General features: G+C 69.2%; 14 protein-coding genes. 4 read left to right on the forward strand and 10 right to left on the reverse strand.

Annotated features, from left to right (window positions below; all coding sequences use genetic code 11):
• Window positions 1-29 precede the first annotated feature (29 nt).
• From ACIBEI_RS43580 to argS, 3 genes are all read right to left on the reverse strand, one after another.
• The gene (locus ACIBEI_RS43580; RefSeq protein ID WP_398896532.1) at window positions 30-827 is read right to left on the reverse strand and encodes a DUF4253 domain-containing protein; all 798 of its coding nucleotides are present in this window, start codon (window positions 825-827) and stop codon (window positions 30-32) included.
• Between the two features lie 102 nt (window positions 828-929).
• A complete protein-coding gene (locus tag ACIBEI_RS43585; RefSeq protein ID WP_398896534.1) occupies window positions 930-1856 on the reverse strand; it encodes a phosphotransferase family protein in 927 nt (308 codons plus the stop codon).
• 418 nt (window positions 1857-2274) lie between these two features.
• Window positions 2275-4056 carry an arginine--tRNA ligase gene (argS, locus tag ACIBEI_RS43590; RefSeq protein WP_398896535.1) on the reverse strand — a complete coding sequence of 594 codons (1782 nt, stop codon included), beginning with the start codon at window positions 4054-4056 and terminating at the stop codon, window positions 2275-2277.
• Window positions 4057-4441: 385 nt separating this feature from the next.
• Between argS and lysS the strand changes: the two genes are divergently transcribed.
• A complete protein-coding gene (gene lysS / locus ACIBEI_RS43595) occupies window positions 4442-6184 on the forward strand; it encodes a lysine--tRNA ligase (protein ID WP_398896536.1) in 1743 nt (580 codons plus the stop codon).
• A 77-nt stretch (window positions 6185-6261) separates the two neighbouring features.
• Here lysS and ACIBEI_RS43600 read toward each other — a convergent pair whose 3' ends face one another.
• The 3 genes from ACIBEI_RS43600 to ACIBEI_RS43610 all read right to left on the reverse strand — a co-directional run bounded on the left by ACIBEI_RS43600 (window position 6262) and on the right by ACIBEI_RS43610 (window position 9729).
• Window positions 6262-7644 carry a DUF2637 domain-containing protein gene (locus tag ACIBEI_RS43600; RefSeq protein WP_398896538.1) on the reverse strand — a complete coding sequence of 461 codons (1383 nt, stop codon included), beginning with the start codon at window positions 7642-7644 and terminating at the stop codon, window positions 6262-6264.
• A gap of 166 nt (window positions 7645-7810) precedes the next feature.
• Window positions 7811-8701, reverse strand: a complete 891-nt coding sequence (locus ACIBEI_RS43605) for a DUF3558 family protein (protein WP_398896540.1) — start codon at window positions 8699-8701, stop codon at window positions 7811-7813.
• 149 nt (window positions 8702-8850) lie between these two features.
• Window positions 8851-9729, reverse strand: a complete 879-nt coding sequence (locus ACIBEI_RS43610; RefSeq protein ID WP_398896541.1) for a DUF3558 domain-containing protein — start codon at window positions 9727-9729, stop codon at window positions 8851-8853.
• 217 nt (window positions 9730-9946) lie between these two features.
• Between ACIBEI_RS43610 and ACIBEI_RS43615 the strand changes: the two genes are divergently transcribed.
• The gene (locus ACIBEI_RS43615; protein WP_398896543.1) at window positions 9947-11140 is read left to right on the forward strand and encodes an RtcB family protein; all 1194 of its coding nucleotides are present in this window, start codon (window positions 9947-9949) and stop codon (window positions 11138-11140) included.
• A gap of 43 nt (window positions 11141-11183) precedes the next feature.
• On the opposite strand, the gene ACIBEI_RS43620 is transcribed toward ACIBEI_RS43615, so the two are convergent.
• The 3 genes from ACIBEI_RS43620 to ACIBEI_RS43630 all read right to left on the reverse strand — a co-directional run bounded on the left by ACIBEI_RS43620 (window position 11184) and on the right by ACIBEI_RS43630 (window position 13227).
• Window positions 11184-12029 carry a hypothetical protein gene (locus ACIBEI_RS43620; RefSeq protein ID WP_398896544.1) on the reverse strand — a complete coding sequence of 282 codons (846 nt, stop codon included), beginning with the start codon at window positions 12027-12029 and terminating at the stop codon, window positions 11184-11186.
• A gap of 218 nt (window positions 12030-12247) precedes the next feature.
• On the reverse strand, window positions 12248-12445 hold the full coding sequence (locus ACIBEI_RS43625; RefSeq protein WP_398896545.1) for a hypothetical protein: 198 nt from the start codon (window positions 12443-12445) through the stop codon (window positions 12248-12250).
• Entirely contained in the window at window positions 12442-13227 is a 786-nt protein-coding gene (locus tag ACIBEI_RS43630; RefSeq protein WP_398896546.1) for an SDR family NAD(P)-dependent oxidoreductase, read from the reverse strand. Before ACIBEI_RS43630 ends, ACIBEI_RS43625 begins: the two co-directional genes overlap by 4 nt.
• A 185-nt stretch (window positions 13228-13412) precedes the next feature.
• On the opposite strand from ACIBEI_RS43630, the gene ACIBEI_RS43635 reads away from it, so the two are divergent.
• Together ACIBEI_RS43635 and ACIBEI_RS43640 are read left to right on the forward strand one after the other, a co-directional pair.
• On the forward strand, window positions 13413-13853 hold the full coding sequence (locus ACIBEI_RS43635; protein ID WP_189844903.1) for an ester cyclase: 441 nt from the start codon (window positions 13413-13415) through the stop codon (window positions 13851-13853).
• Between the two features lie 134 nt (window positions 13854-13987).
• Entirely contained in the window at window positions 13988-14488 is a 501-nt protein-coding gene (locus tag ACIBEI_RS43640; RefSeq protein ID WP_398896547.1) for a hypothetical protein, read from the forward strand.
• A gap of 155 nt (window positions 14489-14643) precedes the next feature.
• Here ACIBEI_RS43640 and ACIBEI_RS43645 read toward each other — a convergent pair whose 3' ends face one another.
• Complete coding sequence (locus ACIBEI_RS43645) at window positions 14644-15507, reverse strand: helix-turn-helix domain-containing protein (protein WP_398896548.1); 864 nt, start codon at window positions 15505-15507, stop codon at window positions 14644-14646.
• Window positions 15508-15573: the final 66 nt, after the last annotated feature.

A 15573-nucleotide genomic window follows, 5' to 3' on the forward strand; every position in this document is an offset into this window, starting at 1 on the left:
GGGAGTTCCGGGCGGGCCTACGGTTCGGCTCAGTCCCACCAGAACGTCCAGGAGCGTGCGTCGAGCACCTCGTGCTCGGCGTACGCCCGCAGGGAGCCGTGGTCGCCCTGCTCGATGTTGTCCGGGCAGAACGCGTAGTGCTCGGCGGCGACCGCCTCCGCCTCGGCCGGGGTCCGGGGCGGGGCCGCGACGGAGACGACCAGCTGGTCGTACGTCATCGCCACGATCCGTATCCCGAAGCGGTCCTCCCAGGAGCGCAGGACCGCGCACAGCGGCGCCACGTCCTCCGTGTGGTTGACCGGGCCGCACCAGCCGAGGGCCGCCGGGATGTCCGCGCTGCGGCGGGCCGGCACGAGGGCGATGTGCGCCCGCTCCAGCCAACTCCCGCCGCCGGTCAGCGAGTCGGCGATCTCGGCCGCCCGCTCGTCCGGTTCGGCGTCCGGCGGGCCCGCCGCGGCGAGGCCCGGCCAGTCGGCGTCCTCCGCCTCGGCCGCGCACTCCTCCCAGAGGTCCGCCAGCACCTCCTCCGCGTCGTGGTCGCCCGGATACGACGCGAGGTCCGGGTCAAGCTCCCACTTGTCCGGGTGGGGTTCGCTGTCCGCGTCGGCGCCGAGCAGCACCGGGTGCAGGCCCGCCGTGCGGCGCGCGGACGCCAGCCGCAGCCAGTCGCCCGGCGCCGCCGGGGCGTCGGCCCGCCACAGCAGCGGTTCGTCCCAGGGGCCGTCGACCGTCGTGTCGAGCAGCGTCCCGGGCGGGAGGTCGAGACCGAGCGAGCGGCCGGTCGGGTCGGCCGCCAGCGTCGGCAGCTGGTTCGGAAGAGTCGCCATGCAGGTGACTTTAGGGCCCGGCACTGACAACGCCCGCAGGGGTCGCGTCGGCCCTGGTCGGCAGCGCGCGGGCCCCTCGCGGCAGCCCCGTTCCGGGGGCCTTCAGCCGGTGCCGAACCATGTCTCGGCGAGCGCGTCCAGCGTCGGCTCCGGCGGCTTGGGCAGTGTGCTCAGATAGTCGGGCAGATTGCTGTAGACGTGCAGCAGCGTGTACGCCATGAGCGTGCGCGGGTCGATCGGCGGGCACCCGTAGGCCTCGTAGAACCGCTTCAGCAGCCGGGGGTCCCCGCACGAGATGAACAGCCCGACGCTCACGAAGTCGTACGCCGGGTCGCCGATCATCGCCGGTTCGAAGTCGAATAGGCCCGTCAGGCGCCAGCCGTTCGGGTCCACGGTCAGATGCTGGCGCATGAACTCCGTGTGCAGCAGTACGCGCCGGGCGGGAGGGGTCAGCGGCACCGAGCCGAGGAACCACGGGATCTGCTCCAGCCAGGTGTCCGACAGGCCGGCCTCGCGTTGCTGTTCCACCGCGATCGCCCGCTGCGCGTCGACGAACAGGCCCCAGTCGGAGGGGCCGACGGAACTCGTGAGCGGCGCCGGGTTCAGCGAGTGCAGCGCCGCGAGGGTCTCGCCGGCCTCCGTGACGATACGGTCCTGCTCGGCGGCCGGAATCCGCGGCCACGCGTCGGCGAGGCTCTCGCCGGGCAGCCGGGACATCAGGACGAACGACCAGCCGTTCTTGTACGCCCCCGCCGAGTACACCTGCGGGGTCGGAACCGGCAGTCTGCCGTATACATGGCTCAGAACCCGCTCCTCGCGCCTGGCGTCGATCTCCTCGAAGGCGGGGAACAGCTTCACGACGTGCGCGGCGCCGACGGAGTAGACCGGCAGCGAACCCTCGATGAAGCGGATCAGCGGCTTCACGGCCACTCCGAGGCGCTCGCACAGGTCCATGACGGCGGGCCGCAACAGGGCCTCGTCGCGGACCATGTCGTCCAGCTCCTCGCCGGTCTCAACGAGTGGCAGCACGGGTCAACACCATCCAGACGGCCGAGGTGACGGAGAAGGGCAGTGCAGTGCTCATTGGGCTCCCAGTGCGGTCCAACAGGGCTCTGGATTCCCCGGAGTTGGGGGGTTTGCGCCCCGCAGCATCGCATACTCCGGGGTGCGCCCGAGCACCTCAACCTTTGGCCTTCACTCATACGGATTGCCAGGTCAGGGCGGGGAGGGGCCACTGGCATATGCGGGCCTCCGTGGCCGCACGGGTCACCTCTATCGCGGGCGTCTGCCTGTCGTGTACGCCTTCAACTTCCTTCACTCGAACGGGGGAAGGGGCCGGGTCGGTTGCCGTACGTGCCGAGACCCGGGCGCGACCCTTTGGTGAGGGGCCGCGCCCGGGTCTCGGGCGGCGGGTGCCGGTGGCGCTCGGAGGTCGTCCTCGTCTCCGTCAGAGGCGGTCGGGCGTCCTGATGCCGAGCAGGGCCATGCCCTGGTGGAGCGTGCGGGCCGTCAGATCGACGAGGAACAGCCTGTTCTCGACGACCTCCTTCGGGTTCGCGTCGCTCAGCACCTGGCACTGGTCGTAGAACGTCGTCAGGTGCGACGCCAGCTGGTACAGGTACGAGGCCAGCTTGTGCGGCTCGTACCCCGACGCCACGTCCAGGAGCAGCTCGCCGAACTGGTCCAGGTGCAGACCCAGCGCACGCTCCGCCGGGGCCAGCGCCAGCTCCGGGTGGGCCAGCGGACGCGCGTCCCCGGCCTTGCGGAGGATCGACCGGATACGGGCGTACGCGTACTGGAGGTACACGCTCGTGTCGCCGTTCAGCGACACCATCTGGTCCAGGTCGAACTTGTAGTCCCGGACGGCCGACGTGGACAGGTCCGCGTACTTCACGGCGCCGATCCCGACGTACCGGCCGTTCTCGACGATCTCGTCCTCGGTCAGGCCCACCTTCCCGGCCTTCTCACGGACCACCGTCGTGGCACGGTCGATCGCCTCGTCGAGCAGGTCGACCAGCCGGATCGTCTCGCCCTCACGGGTCTTGAACGGCTTGCCGTCCTTGCCGAGCACCGTGCCGAACGCCAGCTGCTCCGCCTTCGCGTCGCCGTTCAGCCAGCCCGCCCTGCGCGCCGTCTCGAAGACCATCTTGAAGTGCAGGGACTGCCGGGCGTCGACCACGTAGATGAGGTTGTCCGCCTTCAGGTTGAAGACACGGTCCCTGATCGCCGAGAGGTCCGTCGCCGCGTAGCCGTAGCCGCCGTCCGACTTCTTCACGATCAGCGGGACCGGGTTGCCGTCCGGGCCCTTGACGTCCTCGAAGAACACGCACAGCGCGCCTTCGGACCACACCGCCACGCCGGCCTCTTCGAGGAGGCGGCACGTCTCGTCCAGCATGTCGTTGTAGCCCGACTCGCCGACGATGTCCGCGTCCCGGACCTCCATGTCCAGCTTCTCGAAGACCGAGAAGAAGTAGATCTTCGACTCGTCCACGAACTTCTGCCAGGTGGCCAGGGTGTGCGGGTCGCCCGCCTGGAGGTCGACCACCCTGCGCCGGGCCCGCGTCTTGAACTCCTCGTCGGAGTCGAAGTGCGTGCGGGCGGCCTTGTAGAGGCGGTTGAGGTTCGACATCGCCTCCTCGCCCGTCACCGCGCCGTCCTCGGCGGCCTCGTGGTCCAGCTCGTGCGGGTGCTCGTCCAGATACTGGATGAGCATGCCGAACTGGGTGCCCCAGTCGCCGATGTGGTGCCGCCTGACGACGGTCTCGCCGACGAACTCCAGGATCTGGACGACCGCGTCGCCGATCACCGCGGAGCGGAGGTGGCCTACGTGCATCTCCTTCGCCACGTTCGGCTGGGCGTAGTCGATGACCGTCGTGCCCGGGTTCTCCAGGAACGGGACGCCGAGGCGGTCCGCCGGGTCCGTGGCGCGGGCCGCGAGGGTCTCCGTGATCGCCCGGTCCGTGATCGTGATGTTCAGGAAGCCGGGGCCCGAGACCTCGATGTCCTTGATCACGTCACCCTTGGCGATCCGGTCGACGACCTGGGTCGCGAGGTCCCTGGGGTTGGCCTTCGCCTTCTTCGCCAGGGCGAGGATCCCGTTGGCCTGGTAGTCCGCCCTGTCGCTGCGTCGCAGCAGCGGGTCCGCGGGCGCGGTCTCCGGCAGGGCTGCCGTGAGCGCGTCCGCCAGGCGCTGGTGGACGTGGGCGGTGAGGGACGTGACCGAGGCCATGGGGTGGGAGCCGTTCTCCTCGTGGGTACGGGTGGATCCGTCCAGTATCCCATGGTGGGTAAAGCGATTTTCGCCCCCGCCGCCCCTACCCATTCCCGTCCCTTACTCGGGGGCTCCGCCCCCGAACCCCCGCTCCTCAAACGCCGGAGAGGCTGAATACTTCGCGGCCCGGGCCGACACGTTCAGCCCGTCCGGCGTTTGAGGACGAGGCCGTTCAGGCCGATGGCGGGGGTCTGGGGGCGGCAGCCCCCAGGGACGGGACGGGAAGGGGCGGCGGGGGCGGTGAAAAGCCGTTTTCGTGGATGCGGTGGGAGCTGGGAGAATGGGGCGGTCAGCCGTGCGAAACGTACCGCCGGCCAAAGACACCTCCTGAGGAAAGAAGGACGTGCCGATCGTGGCTCAGAGCACCGAGACCACCGACTGGGTCTCCCGTTACGCGGATGAGGTCATCGAGGAGTCGGAGCGTCGTGCCCCGGGCAAACCGGTCGTCGTCGCGTCCGGACTGTCCCCGTCCGGACCCATCCACCTCGGGAACCTCAGGGAGGTCATGACCCCGCACCTCGTCGCCGACGAGATCCGCCGCCGGGGCCACGAGGTCAGGCACCTCATCTCCTGGGACGACTACGACCGGTACCGGAAGGTGCCGAACGGCGTTGTCGGTGTCGACGGCTCCTGGGGCGAGCACATCGGCAGGCCGCTCACCGCCGTCCCCGCGCCCAAGGGCTCCCCGCACCCGAGCTGGGCCGAGCACTTCAAGGCCGCCATGGTCGAGGCACTCGGCGAGCTGGGCGTCGAGTTCGACGGCATCAGCCAGACCGAGCAGTACACCTCCGGTACGTATCGCGAGCAGATCCTGCACGCGATGAAGCACCGCGGTGACATCGACGCGATCCTCGGCCAGTACCGGACCAAGAAGGCCCCGGCCAAGAAGCAGTCGCAGAAGCCCGTCGACGAGGCCGAGCTCGAAGCGGCCGAGGGGTCGGGCGCGGCGGCCGACGACGACGGCACCGGCTCCGCCGGGTACTTCCCGTACAAGCCCTACTGCGGCGACTGCGGCAAGGACCTCACCACCGTCACGGCCTACGACGACGACACCACCGAGCTGACGTACACCTGCACCGCGTGCGACTTCTCGGAGACCGTCCGGCTCAGCGAGTTCAACCGCGGCAAGCTGGTCTGGAAGGTCGACTGGCCGATGCGCTGGGCGTACGAGGGCGTTGTCTTCGAGCCCTCCGGCGTCGACCACTCCTCACCCGGGTCCAGCTTCCAGGTCGGCGGACAGATCGTCGGGAGCATCTTCGGCGGCAAGCAGCCCATCGGGCCGATGTACGCCTTCGTGGGCATCTCCGGCATGGCGAAGATGTCCTCCTCCAAGGGAGGCGTGCCCACGCCCGGTGACGCGCTGAAGATCATGGAGCCGCAGATCCTCCGCTGGCTCTACGCCCGCCGCCGCCCCAACCAGTCCTTCAAGATCGCCTTCGACCAGGAGATCCAGCGGCTCTACGACGAGTGGGACAAGCTGGAGGGAAAGGTCGCCGACGGCTCCGCGCTGCCGGCCGACGTCGCCGCGCACTCGCGTGCCGTCGGCACCGCCACGGGTGAGCTGCCGAAGACGCCCCGTCCGATGCCCTACCGCACGCTCGCCTCCGTCGCCGACATCACCGCCGGCGCCGAGGACCAGACCCTGCGCATCCTCAGCGAACTCGACCCCGCCGACCCGCTCTCGTCCCTCGACGAGGTCCGGCCGCGGCTCGATCGGGCCGAGGCCTGGATCAACACCCAGGTCCCCGCCGACCAGCGCACGGTCGTCCGCAAGGAGGCCGACACCGAGCTGATCAAGTCCCTCGACGACCAGGGCCGCGCCTCGCTGCGGCTCCTCCTCGACGGCCTCGACTCGCACTGGTCGCTCGACGGACTCACGCACCTCGTGTACGGAGTCCCGAAGGTCCAGGCCGGCTTCTCCGCCGACGCCACGCCCAAGGAGCTCCCGGCCGAGATCAAGGTCGCCCAGCGCACCTTCTTCGCCCTGCTCTACCACCTGCTGGTCGGCCGCGACACCGGCCCGCGCCTGCCCACCCTGCTCCTCGCGGTGGGCCAGGAGCGGGTGAGGAAGCTGCTCGGCGAGTAACCGTACGAGGTCCTACGACGATGGGGGGCGCCCGGAGATTCTCCGGGCGCCCCCCATCCACGTACACACGCAGGTGGTCACGCGATGTGGTCCTCTTCCAGTTCCATCGTGTGGCGATTGGTGAAGCGGGTCACCAGGCGCTTCGCCTCCGGCTCAGGGAGGGTCACGCGGAACTCCGCCTCGACGTTGTCACCGAACTCGCGCGGAGTCGGGTAACTGCCGTTTATCGACTGCTTGAAGACCTGGTAGAACGACTCCTCGTCCGGCTCAGGGGCGGGCGTGCCGCCGCCCTCGCCGAGCTGGCGCGTGCGGTTCGGGCCCGACGGGATGGGGAACGTGCCGGTGTCCTCGGGAGAGGGCTCACGCTCCTCGTACTCCTGAAGCACCTGCCCCTGCCCGTTCTGGTACGCCTGGCGCTGCTCGGCCTCGTACTGGGCCTGCTGCGCCTCGTACTGGGCCCACATCTGGTCCGGCGCGTACGAGGGGTCGTAGCCGCCCTCGTAGACGATCTCCTGCTGCGGGGGAGCGAACCACGGGCTCGACTCCGGCTCCTCCTCCAGGTACTCCGGCTGCCCCTGCGACCCTTGCTGTACAGGCTGCCCCTGCCGTCCCTGTTGCTGCGGGACCGGGTAGCCGTCGGCGTCCAGGTCCTGGCGGCGCTGGTCGTCCCGGGGCGCTCCCGGGCCCACCTGGGGAGGCACGGCGGCCTGCGGCACCTCCACGCGCTCCAGCTCCGTCTGCTGCCGCGGCGCCGGAGGCAGCAGCGCCGGCTCGATGCCCGCCGCGGCCAGGCCCGAAGGGGCCGTCTCCGCCAGGGGCACGCCGTAACGCGCCAGCCGCAGCGGCATCAGGGACTCGACCGGGGCCTTGCGGCGCCAGGCGCGGCCGAAGCGCGAACGCAGCCGGGCCTGGTAGACGAGACGCTCCTGCTCCAGCTTGATGACCTGCTCGTAGGAGCGCAGCTCCCACAGCTTCATCCGGCGCCAGAGCAGGAACGTGGGCAGCGGGGACAGCAGCCAGCGGGTGAGGCGCACGCCCTCCATGTGCTTGTCGGCCGTGATGTCCGCGATCCGGCCGATCGCGTGCCGCGCCGCCTCCACGGAGACCACGAACAGGATCGGGATCACACCGTGCATCCCGACACCCAGCGGGTCCGGCCAGGCGGCCGCGCCGTTGAACGCGATCGTCGCCGCTGTCAGCAGCCACGCCGTCTGGCGCAGCAGCGGGAACGGGATCCTGATCCAGGTCAGGAGCAGATCGAGCGCGAGCAGGACACATATTCCCGCGTCGATACCGATCGGGAAGACGTAGCTGAACTTCCCGAAGCCCTTCTGGAGGGCGAGTTCGCGCACCGCGGCGTACGAACCGGCGAAGCCGATCCCGGCGATGACGACGGCTCCGAAGACGACCACCCCGATGAGAATCCGGTGCGTCTTCGTGAGCTGCATAGGCGCGGACACCCGTACTCCCCTCCCATGACGACCTGTTGCGCGCAACAGAGTGGCACATGTGTACGGGCTCCGGGCGCGCAGTACGGCACCAGCCCGGCCCCCGCGGAGGCCGGGCCGCAGCAAATGTCCTGGTCCGGCCGCGAGTTGGGCGGCGGCCGGATTTCCGGAACGGCCGTCAGTCCTTCTTCGTGGCCGACTTGCTCGGGCTCGTGCTCGGGCCCGAGTCCTTGCCGAGGTCCGAGCCCTGGCCCGCGCTCTTGCTCGCGCTCCTGCTCGGGCTGGGGCTCTTGCTCGGCGCCGTGCTGCCACCTGCCGCGGAGCCGCCGCCGGCCCCGTTCGCCGTCCGGACCGCCTCCACGGCCTCCTTGGCGGCCGCCTCCGCCGCCTTCGTCAGATCGGCCACCTTCGGGGCCTTGTCGCCGGCCAGACCCGCGCCGTTGTAGTCGACCGTCACCACGACGTTCTCGACCCGCGTCACGACCGTCTGCTGCTTGAAGGTGCCTTCCTTCTTCTTCAGGTCGTACGTCACCAGCGCCGCCTCGTTGCCCATCCCCGTCAGCGGCTGCGACTTGGTGTCCTTCGCACCCTCGACCGAACGCGCGTCCTCGGCGTGCTTGGTGAAGTACTCCGAGGCCAGCTTCTCGCCCGTACCGCGGGTCGCGTCCGACTCGAAACGCAGCAGCGACACGTTCAGCCAGCGGAACTGCGAACCGTCCACGCCGTTGTTGTCCAGGCTGTTCCAGGAGCAGCTGCCGCGCGTCGCCGCGTCGCCCGACTCGCCCTCCTTGTCGGACTTGGTGCCCTTCGGGACCATTTCCTTCAACGTCTTCGACGAGAACACCTTGCAGGGCTCGGGAAGCTTCGCGTACGCGGCCTCCTTCACCACCGAACCGGCCTCCGTCGCGGACGACGACGCCGAGGCGCCGGAGTCCTTCTTCGCGTCGTCGCCGGAGCCGTCGCCGGAGTCCGAGGAGCAGCCGGAGGCGACGAGCATCACCGGGACGGCGGCCGCGCCGACAAGGATGCGGGTGAGTCGCTGACGCTGGCGCTGTGCGGGTCGGTGCATGGTTCCTTCACTCGTAGACGCTCGGGTGTGCGTGCGAACGGCCGCGTCCTCGGCCGGCCGCACTCGGTCGGGTCCGAGGGGCCACGGTACGCCGAACGGGACACGGGTGACTCGGGTTCCGTCCAGCCCGAAACCCCTCCCGGGAGCCCCTAGTCGTTGAACGTCCCGGCGAGCTGACCCGCCAGTTTCCACGCTCTGTCCTGCATGTCCTTGCTGCTCGGGACGTCGGTCGTGGTCGACGGCTGCTCGTCGTACTGGATCGTCACGATCACGTTGGACGTGCGGAACACCACAGTCACCGTGCGCTGCCGGGAGCTGCTCAGGGCGTCGTCCAGGAACGCCTCGTCGCCCAGGTCGTCGAGCGTGCGGGGCTGGAGGGCGGTGGGGGTGGAGCCGTCGGAGGGCGTGGCGGAACCGCTCTCGTCGCCGCTGCCGGACTCCGACGCGCTGGAACTCGGACCGGAACCGGAACTGTTCGAGGGGGACCCGCTCTCATCGGAGGACGAGCCGGACGAGGAAGACGAATCGGGCGACTCCGACGCCTCCGACGCCTCCGACGACTCCGACGAGGCGACCGGCTCCGGGAGGTCCGCCGCCGTCTCCCTCTCCAGGTAGATGTCCGTCGCGCGGTCGTCGTCGCTGACCGCGTTGTCGTACGAGACCACGCGCTCGAAGTCCACCAGCAGGTGGTCCGTCGCCACCCTCGACTCCGCCTTCCAGCGGCAGCCGACCTTGCGGTCCGTGTCGTACGTCTGGGTCGCCGTGCCCTCGTACGCCTTCTCGCGCTGCTCCTCGTCCGTGACCTGCTTGATGCCCGGCAGCAGCGAGTCCAGCGTGCCGTGCGACACCGCGGCGCACGGCTCCGGGAGCGTGCGGTACTTGCCGGGCTGGGCCGCGGTCGGCGTCGTGGCCGACTCGCCCGGCTTCGGGTCGGTCGTGCCCTCGTCGTCGCCCGATCCACCGGTGCAGCCGGCCAGCAGCGCCGCGAGGAGCGCGGCGACGCCGGGTACGTACGCCTTCCGCTGCACGGTGGGGCTCCTCTCGACGGGTCGCCGCGCTGGGCGCACGACCGGGGTGTCCTGTGGTTATGCGTTGGTTATTCAGTTGCCGCGCGGGGGCGGCCCCTGGAGACAATGTGTATCGCACGCACTGCCGTGGACGCCGGTCCGTTGTCCCAAACGTTGACCTTGGTACCGGTTTTGCGATTTGTGACTTCTGTTTGTTTTTCGGGGGAATGAGGACGAGATGTCGTACGTGGAAGTGCCGGGCGCGAAGGTGCCGATCCGCATGTGGGCGGACCCGGCGTCGGTCGAGGACGTCGCGATGCAGCAGCTCCGCAACGTCTCGACGCTCCCCTGGATCAAGGGCCTCGCGGTCATGCCGGACGTCCACTTCGGCAAGGGTGCGACGGTCGGTTCCGTGATCGCCATGCAGGGGGCCGTGTGTCCTGCGGCGGTCGGGGTCGACATCGGCTGCGGGATGTCCGCGGTCAGGACGTCCCTGACGGCCAATGACCTGCCGGGGGACCTTTCCCGACTGCGGTCGAAGGTCGAGCAGGCCATTCCTGTGGGGCGGGGGATGCATGAGGATCCGGTCGACCCTGGGAGGTTGCACGGGTTCGCTACCGCGGGGTGGGACGACTTCTGGGAGCGGTTTGAGGGAGTGGCCGAAGCGGTCAAGTTCCGTCAGGGGCGTGCCGCAAAGCAGATGGGAACGCTCGGAAGCGGAAATCACATGATCGAATTGTGTGTCGATTCGGTCGGTTCTGTTTGGCTCATGCTGCACTCCGGTTCTCGGAACATCGGCAAGGAGCTGGCTGAGCATCACATCGGTATTGCTCAGAAACTCCCTCACAACCAAGGTCTGATAGACCGTGATCTGGCGGTATTCGTCTCGGACACTCCGCAGATGGCTGCCTATCGAAGCGATCTGTACTGGGCTCAGGAGTACGCGAAGCACAACCGAGCGATCATGATGGGTCTTTTGAAGGACGTGATCCGCAAGGAGTTCAAGAAGGCGAAGCCGACCTTCGAGCAGGAGATCTCCTGCCACCACAACTATGTGGCGGAGGAGCGGTACGAGGGTATGGACCTGCTGGTTACCCGGAAGGGTGCGATCCGCGCGGGCTCTGGTGAGTACGGGATCATCCCGGGCTCCATGGGCACCAGTTCGTACATCGTGAAGGGTCTCGGTAACGAGAAGGCCTTCAACTCCGCGTCACACGGCGCGGGTCGGCGTATGAGCCGCAATGCGGCGAAGCGTCACTTCACGACGAAGGATCTGGAAGAGCAGACGCGGGGTGTGGAGTGCCGCAAGGACTCCGGTGTGCTCGACGAGATTCCGGGGGCGTACAAGAACATCGACCAGGTGATGGAGCAGCAGCGCGATCTCGTCGAGGTCGTGGCGAAGCTGAAGCAGTTCGTGTGTGTGAAGGGCTGAACTGTCAGAGGGGGGCCCGAGCCGACAGGCTCGGGCCCCCTGTTCACTGATTGTCCGCGGGCATGGGAACTCGTCCGCTGCGCAGGCGCCAGAGGCGAAGGCCACAGCTTTTCTCGGTTCGGCCGAGGTTCTTGGCTGCGGCTGCGCTGTCGTTGAGCTCCAGCAGCACCCGGTCCTCCCACTCCTTCCAGCGGCGGCGATCAGGAGCGACTTTCATGTCGGCAGGGCGGACCCAGGCGGCAAGGGAGTCGGCGGCGGTTCGCTTGCGCTCGAGGGAAAGGCAGCCTGGGTAGTAGAGGTGTGTGCTCAACTCCTGGGCCGTCTCCTTTGTGTAGAGGATGTTGTAGATCCCGTCGCGGGTGTTGCGTTTGATGGAGCGCTCGGCCCCCGTGATCTTCCTTGCGTAGAAACACAGATAGGCGCCAATCGCCGTGCTCGCTGTCGTCAAGGAGATGAAGGGGAAACCCTGACCCGTGTGGCCCACGGAGCCGTCGGCGTCAATGACGCCTCGGAGGTAGTCGCGGCGTGAGAACTCGATGCGGGGCGGGGCGACCTTCCTCGACTTGCGTCCATACGGCAGACCGAGTCCGTTGATTTTGGTCCTGGCTTCGAGGGAGCACAGGGTCCAAGTCGCCGAGTGGTGCGCCTCGGCGAAATTGGTCGACCTTGTGCGCTCATTGATGCTGCTGTTGTACGGCGTCAGTCGCTGGAATTCGTGCAGGATTTCGGTGTCCCGCGCGTTGATTTCGACGGTCAGGCGCCCCTTCTGGCCTGACCCCTTCGCCAGGTGCCCGTCGGCCTGCAGGAAGCCGAACATGTAGGCGTACTCGGGGACTTCGAGGTCCATGAAGTCAGCGCGCTGCTGCGCGTTAGGCTCGCGTTCAGCCATGGGGAAGTAGGCCTTCCTCGATGGTCAGGCCCTCGGGTCGGGTGGCACCCCGGCCCGAGGGCCGTCGTTTTGATGTTGTGGCGCGAGCCTAGATCGGGAGTTCACGTCCCGTATGGGTGATCTATCCGGTTCACTCGTGTGAGTTATTCGGAGGTGGAGCCGTGCGGTCTGGGCTGGCCGTCACGAACACCCGGGGCGCGAGGCAGGGCGCACCGGTTCTACTTCGCGTGTGTCACCGCGTAGATCATCACGAACGCCACGAGGTGGATGCCGAAGAGGAAGTACGCGAGGTACCACCAGACGTAGCGTTCGTCCTTCTTCTCCTGGGCCAGGCGGTGTTGTTCCTGGGCCTGGCTTTGAGGCGATGGGGCCGCGGCGGGGTGTTCCTGAGACGGGTGGTCGGCGTCCGGCATCACAGCTCCCTGTGGACCTTCGTGTTGGAGGCCTGCGCGCGGGGGCGTACGACCAGGAGGTCGATGTTGACGTGGGAGGGGCGGGTGACCGTCCAGGCGATGGTGTCGGCGACGTCCTCGGCGGTCAGGGGCTCCGCGACGCCGGCGTAGACCTTCGAGGCCTTCTCCGTGTCGCCGCCGAAGCGGGTCAGGGCGAACTCGTCCGTCTTGACCATGCCGGGGGCGATCTCGATGACGCGGACCGGGGTCCCGACGATCTCCAGGCGGAGGGTCTCGGCGAGGACGTGCTCGGCGTGCTTGGCGGCCACATAGCCCGCGCCGCCCTCGTACGTGCCGTGTCCGGCGGTCGAGGAAACGACGACCACCGTGCCGTCGCCGCTCGCGGTCAGCGCGGGGAGCAGGGCCTGGGTGATGTTCAGCGTGCCGATGACGTTCGTCTCGTACATCTGGCGCCATTCGGCCGGGTCGCCGGACGCGACCGGGTCGGCCCCGAGCGCGCCGCCCGCGTTGTTCACGAGGACGCCGATCGTCCTGAACGCGGTGGCGAACTCGTCGACGGCCGTGCGGTCCGTGATGTCCAGCGCGTACGCCGTCGCCTGGCCGCCCGCCGCTTCGATCTCCTCCGCGAGCGCCTCGATACGGTCCTTGCGGCGGGCGGTGAGGACCACGCGGTAGCCCGCGGCCGCCAGCTGCCTGGCCGTCGCGGCGCCGATTCCGCTGCTCGCGCCGGTGACGACGGCGATGCGGGACGCGGCGGCGGGTGCGGCGGATGCGGCGGCGGTCATGTGCTGCTCCTCGGGGGGAGGGTGCGGGCGCGGCCGTGGTGCGGGACCGCCGCTCGCTCGTACGGTCGATTGCTTCACCGGCCAGGATAGGCGGGCGGGGTTTACGGCCGGTGGGTGACCTGGTGCGCCGGGCCGGGTGCGGTGGGAAAATCGAGGTGGGTGATCCCCTGCGCAGGAGGTGGATCATGGGACAGGCACGTGAGGTCATGGACCGGCTCACGGAAGCACTGACGACGAACCAGGATCTCAAGGTCATCGCCGAGCTCTACGCGGCGGACGCGGTCGCCGTCACGCCCGACGAGGGAGAGATCCATGGGCGCGACAACATCGTCGAGTACTGGCGGCACATGACGGAGGCGGTCCCGGAGGCGACGTTCGAGACGGTGTACTCGTACGAGATCGGTGACACCGCCGTCGACGAGGGTTTCTTCAGTGGCAGGAACACGGGGCCGCTGGTGCTGCCCTCCGGGGAGTCGCTGCCGGCCACGCAGAAGGAGATCAGGGTCCGCGGAGTCGACCTCGCGACCGTCGACGCGGACGGCCGGATCGCCAGTTACCGGCTCTACTTCGACCAGATGGACTTCCTGGGGCAGCTGGGGCTGCTGCCCGACGAGCCACCCGCCTGAAGGATCCTCCGCGGCTCGCTCCCGGCTCCTCCCGACCGCCGTCTCACCTGATGGGCGGCGCCTGTCGTGCGGCCCAGGTGGCATACATCCGGTGACGTACGGAGACATGCGGGTCGACGCGGAGGACATGGCACATGCGGATTCGGATCCTTTGTGGGCTGGGTGCGGCTGTCCTGGTGGCCCTGGCCTCGCCGGCTGCCACGGCGGCGGTCGTGGCGGCGCCGGTCGTCGATACGGCACCGGCCGTGGCGCCCGAGGCCGATCTCGCCTATCACGGGCACCTCTCGATGACCGGCGGGCGCGTGGACCTGCGGATGACCCCGCAGAACCACGGTCCCTCGGGTGTCGTGGAGGCGACCGTACGGCTGCGGTGGTCGGTGCCGCTCGCGGACGAGCAGGGGCTGCCGGCCGGGTGCGCGCGGACGGAGGTGCGGACGGTGATGTGCCGCACCGGGGCGCTGCCGGCGGACGGGTGGGGGGAGACGATCACCATGGCCGTACGGCTGAGGGGGGCGCCCGCAGAGGTGACGCTGGGCATCGACACGGTGTGGGGCGGCGGTGCGGTGGATCGCAACCATCACAACGACCGGCAGGAGGTGCTGGTGCTGGACACCGGGGACACGTACGTCTTCTAGGTGCGGCACCTATGGGTACAGGGATTTGTAGGGGACGGTTGTAGGTTGGCTGCGGGGCGGTGGGGGCTGGTCGCGCAGTTCCCCGCGCCCCTAAAAGCCTAAAAGACTGCGCAGTTCCCCGCGCCCCTGAAGGGGCTCACGGCCCCCCGGCGCCCTCAGTGGGTGTTCTGGGTGTACGCCGTCGGGGGTACCCCCACCGTTGCTGTGAAGTCGCGGATCAGGTGGGCCTGGTCCGCGTAGCCGAGGTCTGCCGCGAGGGTGGCCCAGTCGGGGGGCGAGGCGGACTCGGCGTGCTCCAGGGCCTCGTGGATCCTGTAGCGGAGGATGATCCACTTGGGGCCAACGCCGACGTACGTGGAGAAGAGGCGCTGCATCGCTCGTACGGTCATGCCCTGGGCGCGGGCGAAGTCGGCGACGCGGCGGATCGTGCGGTCGGTGCGGATCGTGTCGACCAGGGCCGTCGCCAGGTCGGCGCGGGGGTCGGGGGCCGGGGTGAGGCCCAGCAGGAACGTGTCGAGCGCTGCCACGCGGGCGCTCTCGTCGGGCGGGGTGAGCACGGCGTCGAGGTCGTCCCGGGCGGCGGGGAGGACCTCCGTCAGGGGCAGGCGCCTGCCCGTCCAGTCGGAGACCGGGTGCCGCGGTGCGAAGGGGTGGAAGGCGCCCGGCCGGAACTTGATGCCGCACACCCTGCCCCGCCCCTCCAGCTTCTGGGTGAAGAGTCCGAGCTGGATGCCCGCGACCTCGACGAAGGGGTCCTGGCCCTCGAACTGCTGGAAGACGACGTGGACCGCGGGGTGCGGGACGACATGGGAGACGTATGGCTCGGGGAGGTCCCAGTCGATCAGCCAGTAGTACTCCACGTGACGGCGGAGGGCCTCGGCGGGCTCGGGGCGGCGGAAGTCCACCTGCGCGAGGAACTCCGCGGCGTCGACGATGCCTCTCGTGTCGCGGTCGCGGTTGCTGCTGCTGTCGGTCTCGCGGTCGATGTCGTGGTTTGCGTCACGGCGTGGGGCGGCCATATCGGGATGGTAGGACGGGGTACTGACAGTGGCGCGGGACTCCGTACGCGTGGGGATGTCCGGGCC

Source organism: Streptomyces sp. NPDC050988, assembly GCF_044456225.1.
Taxonomy (GTDB): Bacteria; Actinomycetota; Actinomycetes; order Streptomycetales; family Streptomycetaceae; genus Streptomyces.

What these genes read in the sequence shown, in the direction of transcription:
- ACIBEI_RS43580 (WP_398896532.1), bottom strand. Translation starts at nt 827, where the DNA reads ATGGCGACTCTTCCGAACCAGCTGCCGACGCTGGCGGCCGACCCGACC.
- argS (WP_398896535.1), bottom strand. Translation starts at nt 4,056, where the DNA reads ATGGCCTCGGTCACGTCCCTCACCGCCCACGTCCACCAGCGCCTGGCG.
- ACIBEI_RS43605 (WP_398896540.1), bottom strand. Translation starts at nt 8,701, where the DNA reads ATGCACCGACCCGCACAGCGCCAGCGTCAGCGACTCACCCGCATCCTT.
- ACIBEI_RS43615 (WP_398896543.1), top strand. Translation starts at nt 9,947, where the DNA reads ATGTCGTACGTGGAAGTGCCGGGCGCGAAGGTGCCGATCCGCATGTGG.
- ACIBEI_RS43620 (WP_398896544.1), bottom strand. Translation starts at nt 12,029, where the DNA reads ATGGCTGAACGCGAGCCTAACGCGCAGCAGCGCGCTGACTTCATGGAC.
- ACIBEI_RS43630 (WP_398896546.1), bottom strand. Translation starts at nt 13,227, where the DNA reads ATGACCGCCGCCGCATCCGCCGCACCCGCCGCCGCGTCCCGCATCGCC.
- ACIBEI_RS43635 (WP_189844903.1), top strand. Translation starts at nt 13,413, where the DNA reads ATGGGACAGGCACGTGAGGTCATGGACCGGCTCACGGAAGCACTGACG.
- ACIBEI_RS43640 (WP_398896547.1), top strand. Translation starts at nt 13,988, where the DNA reads ATGCGGATTCGGATCCTTTGTGGGCTGGGTGCGGCTGTCCTGGTGGCC.
- ACIBEI_RS43645 (WP_398896548.1), bottom strand. Translation starts at nt 15,507, where the DNA reads ATGGCCGCCCCACGCCGTGACGCAAACCACGACATCGACCGCGAGACC.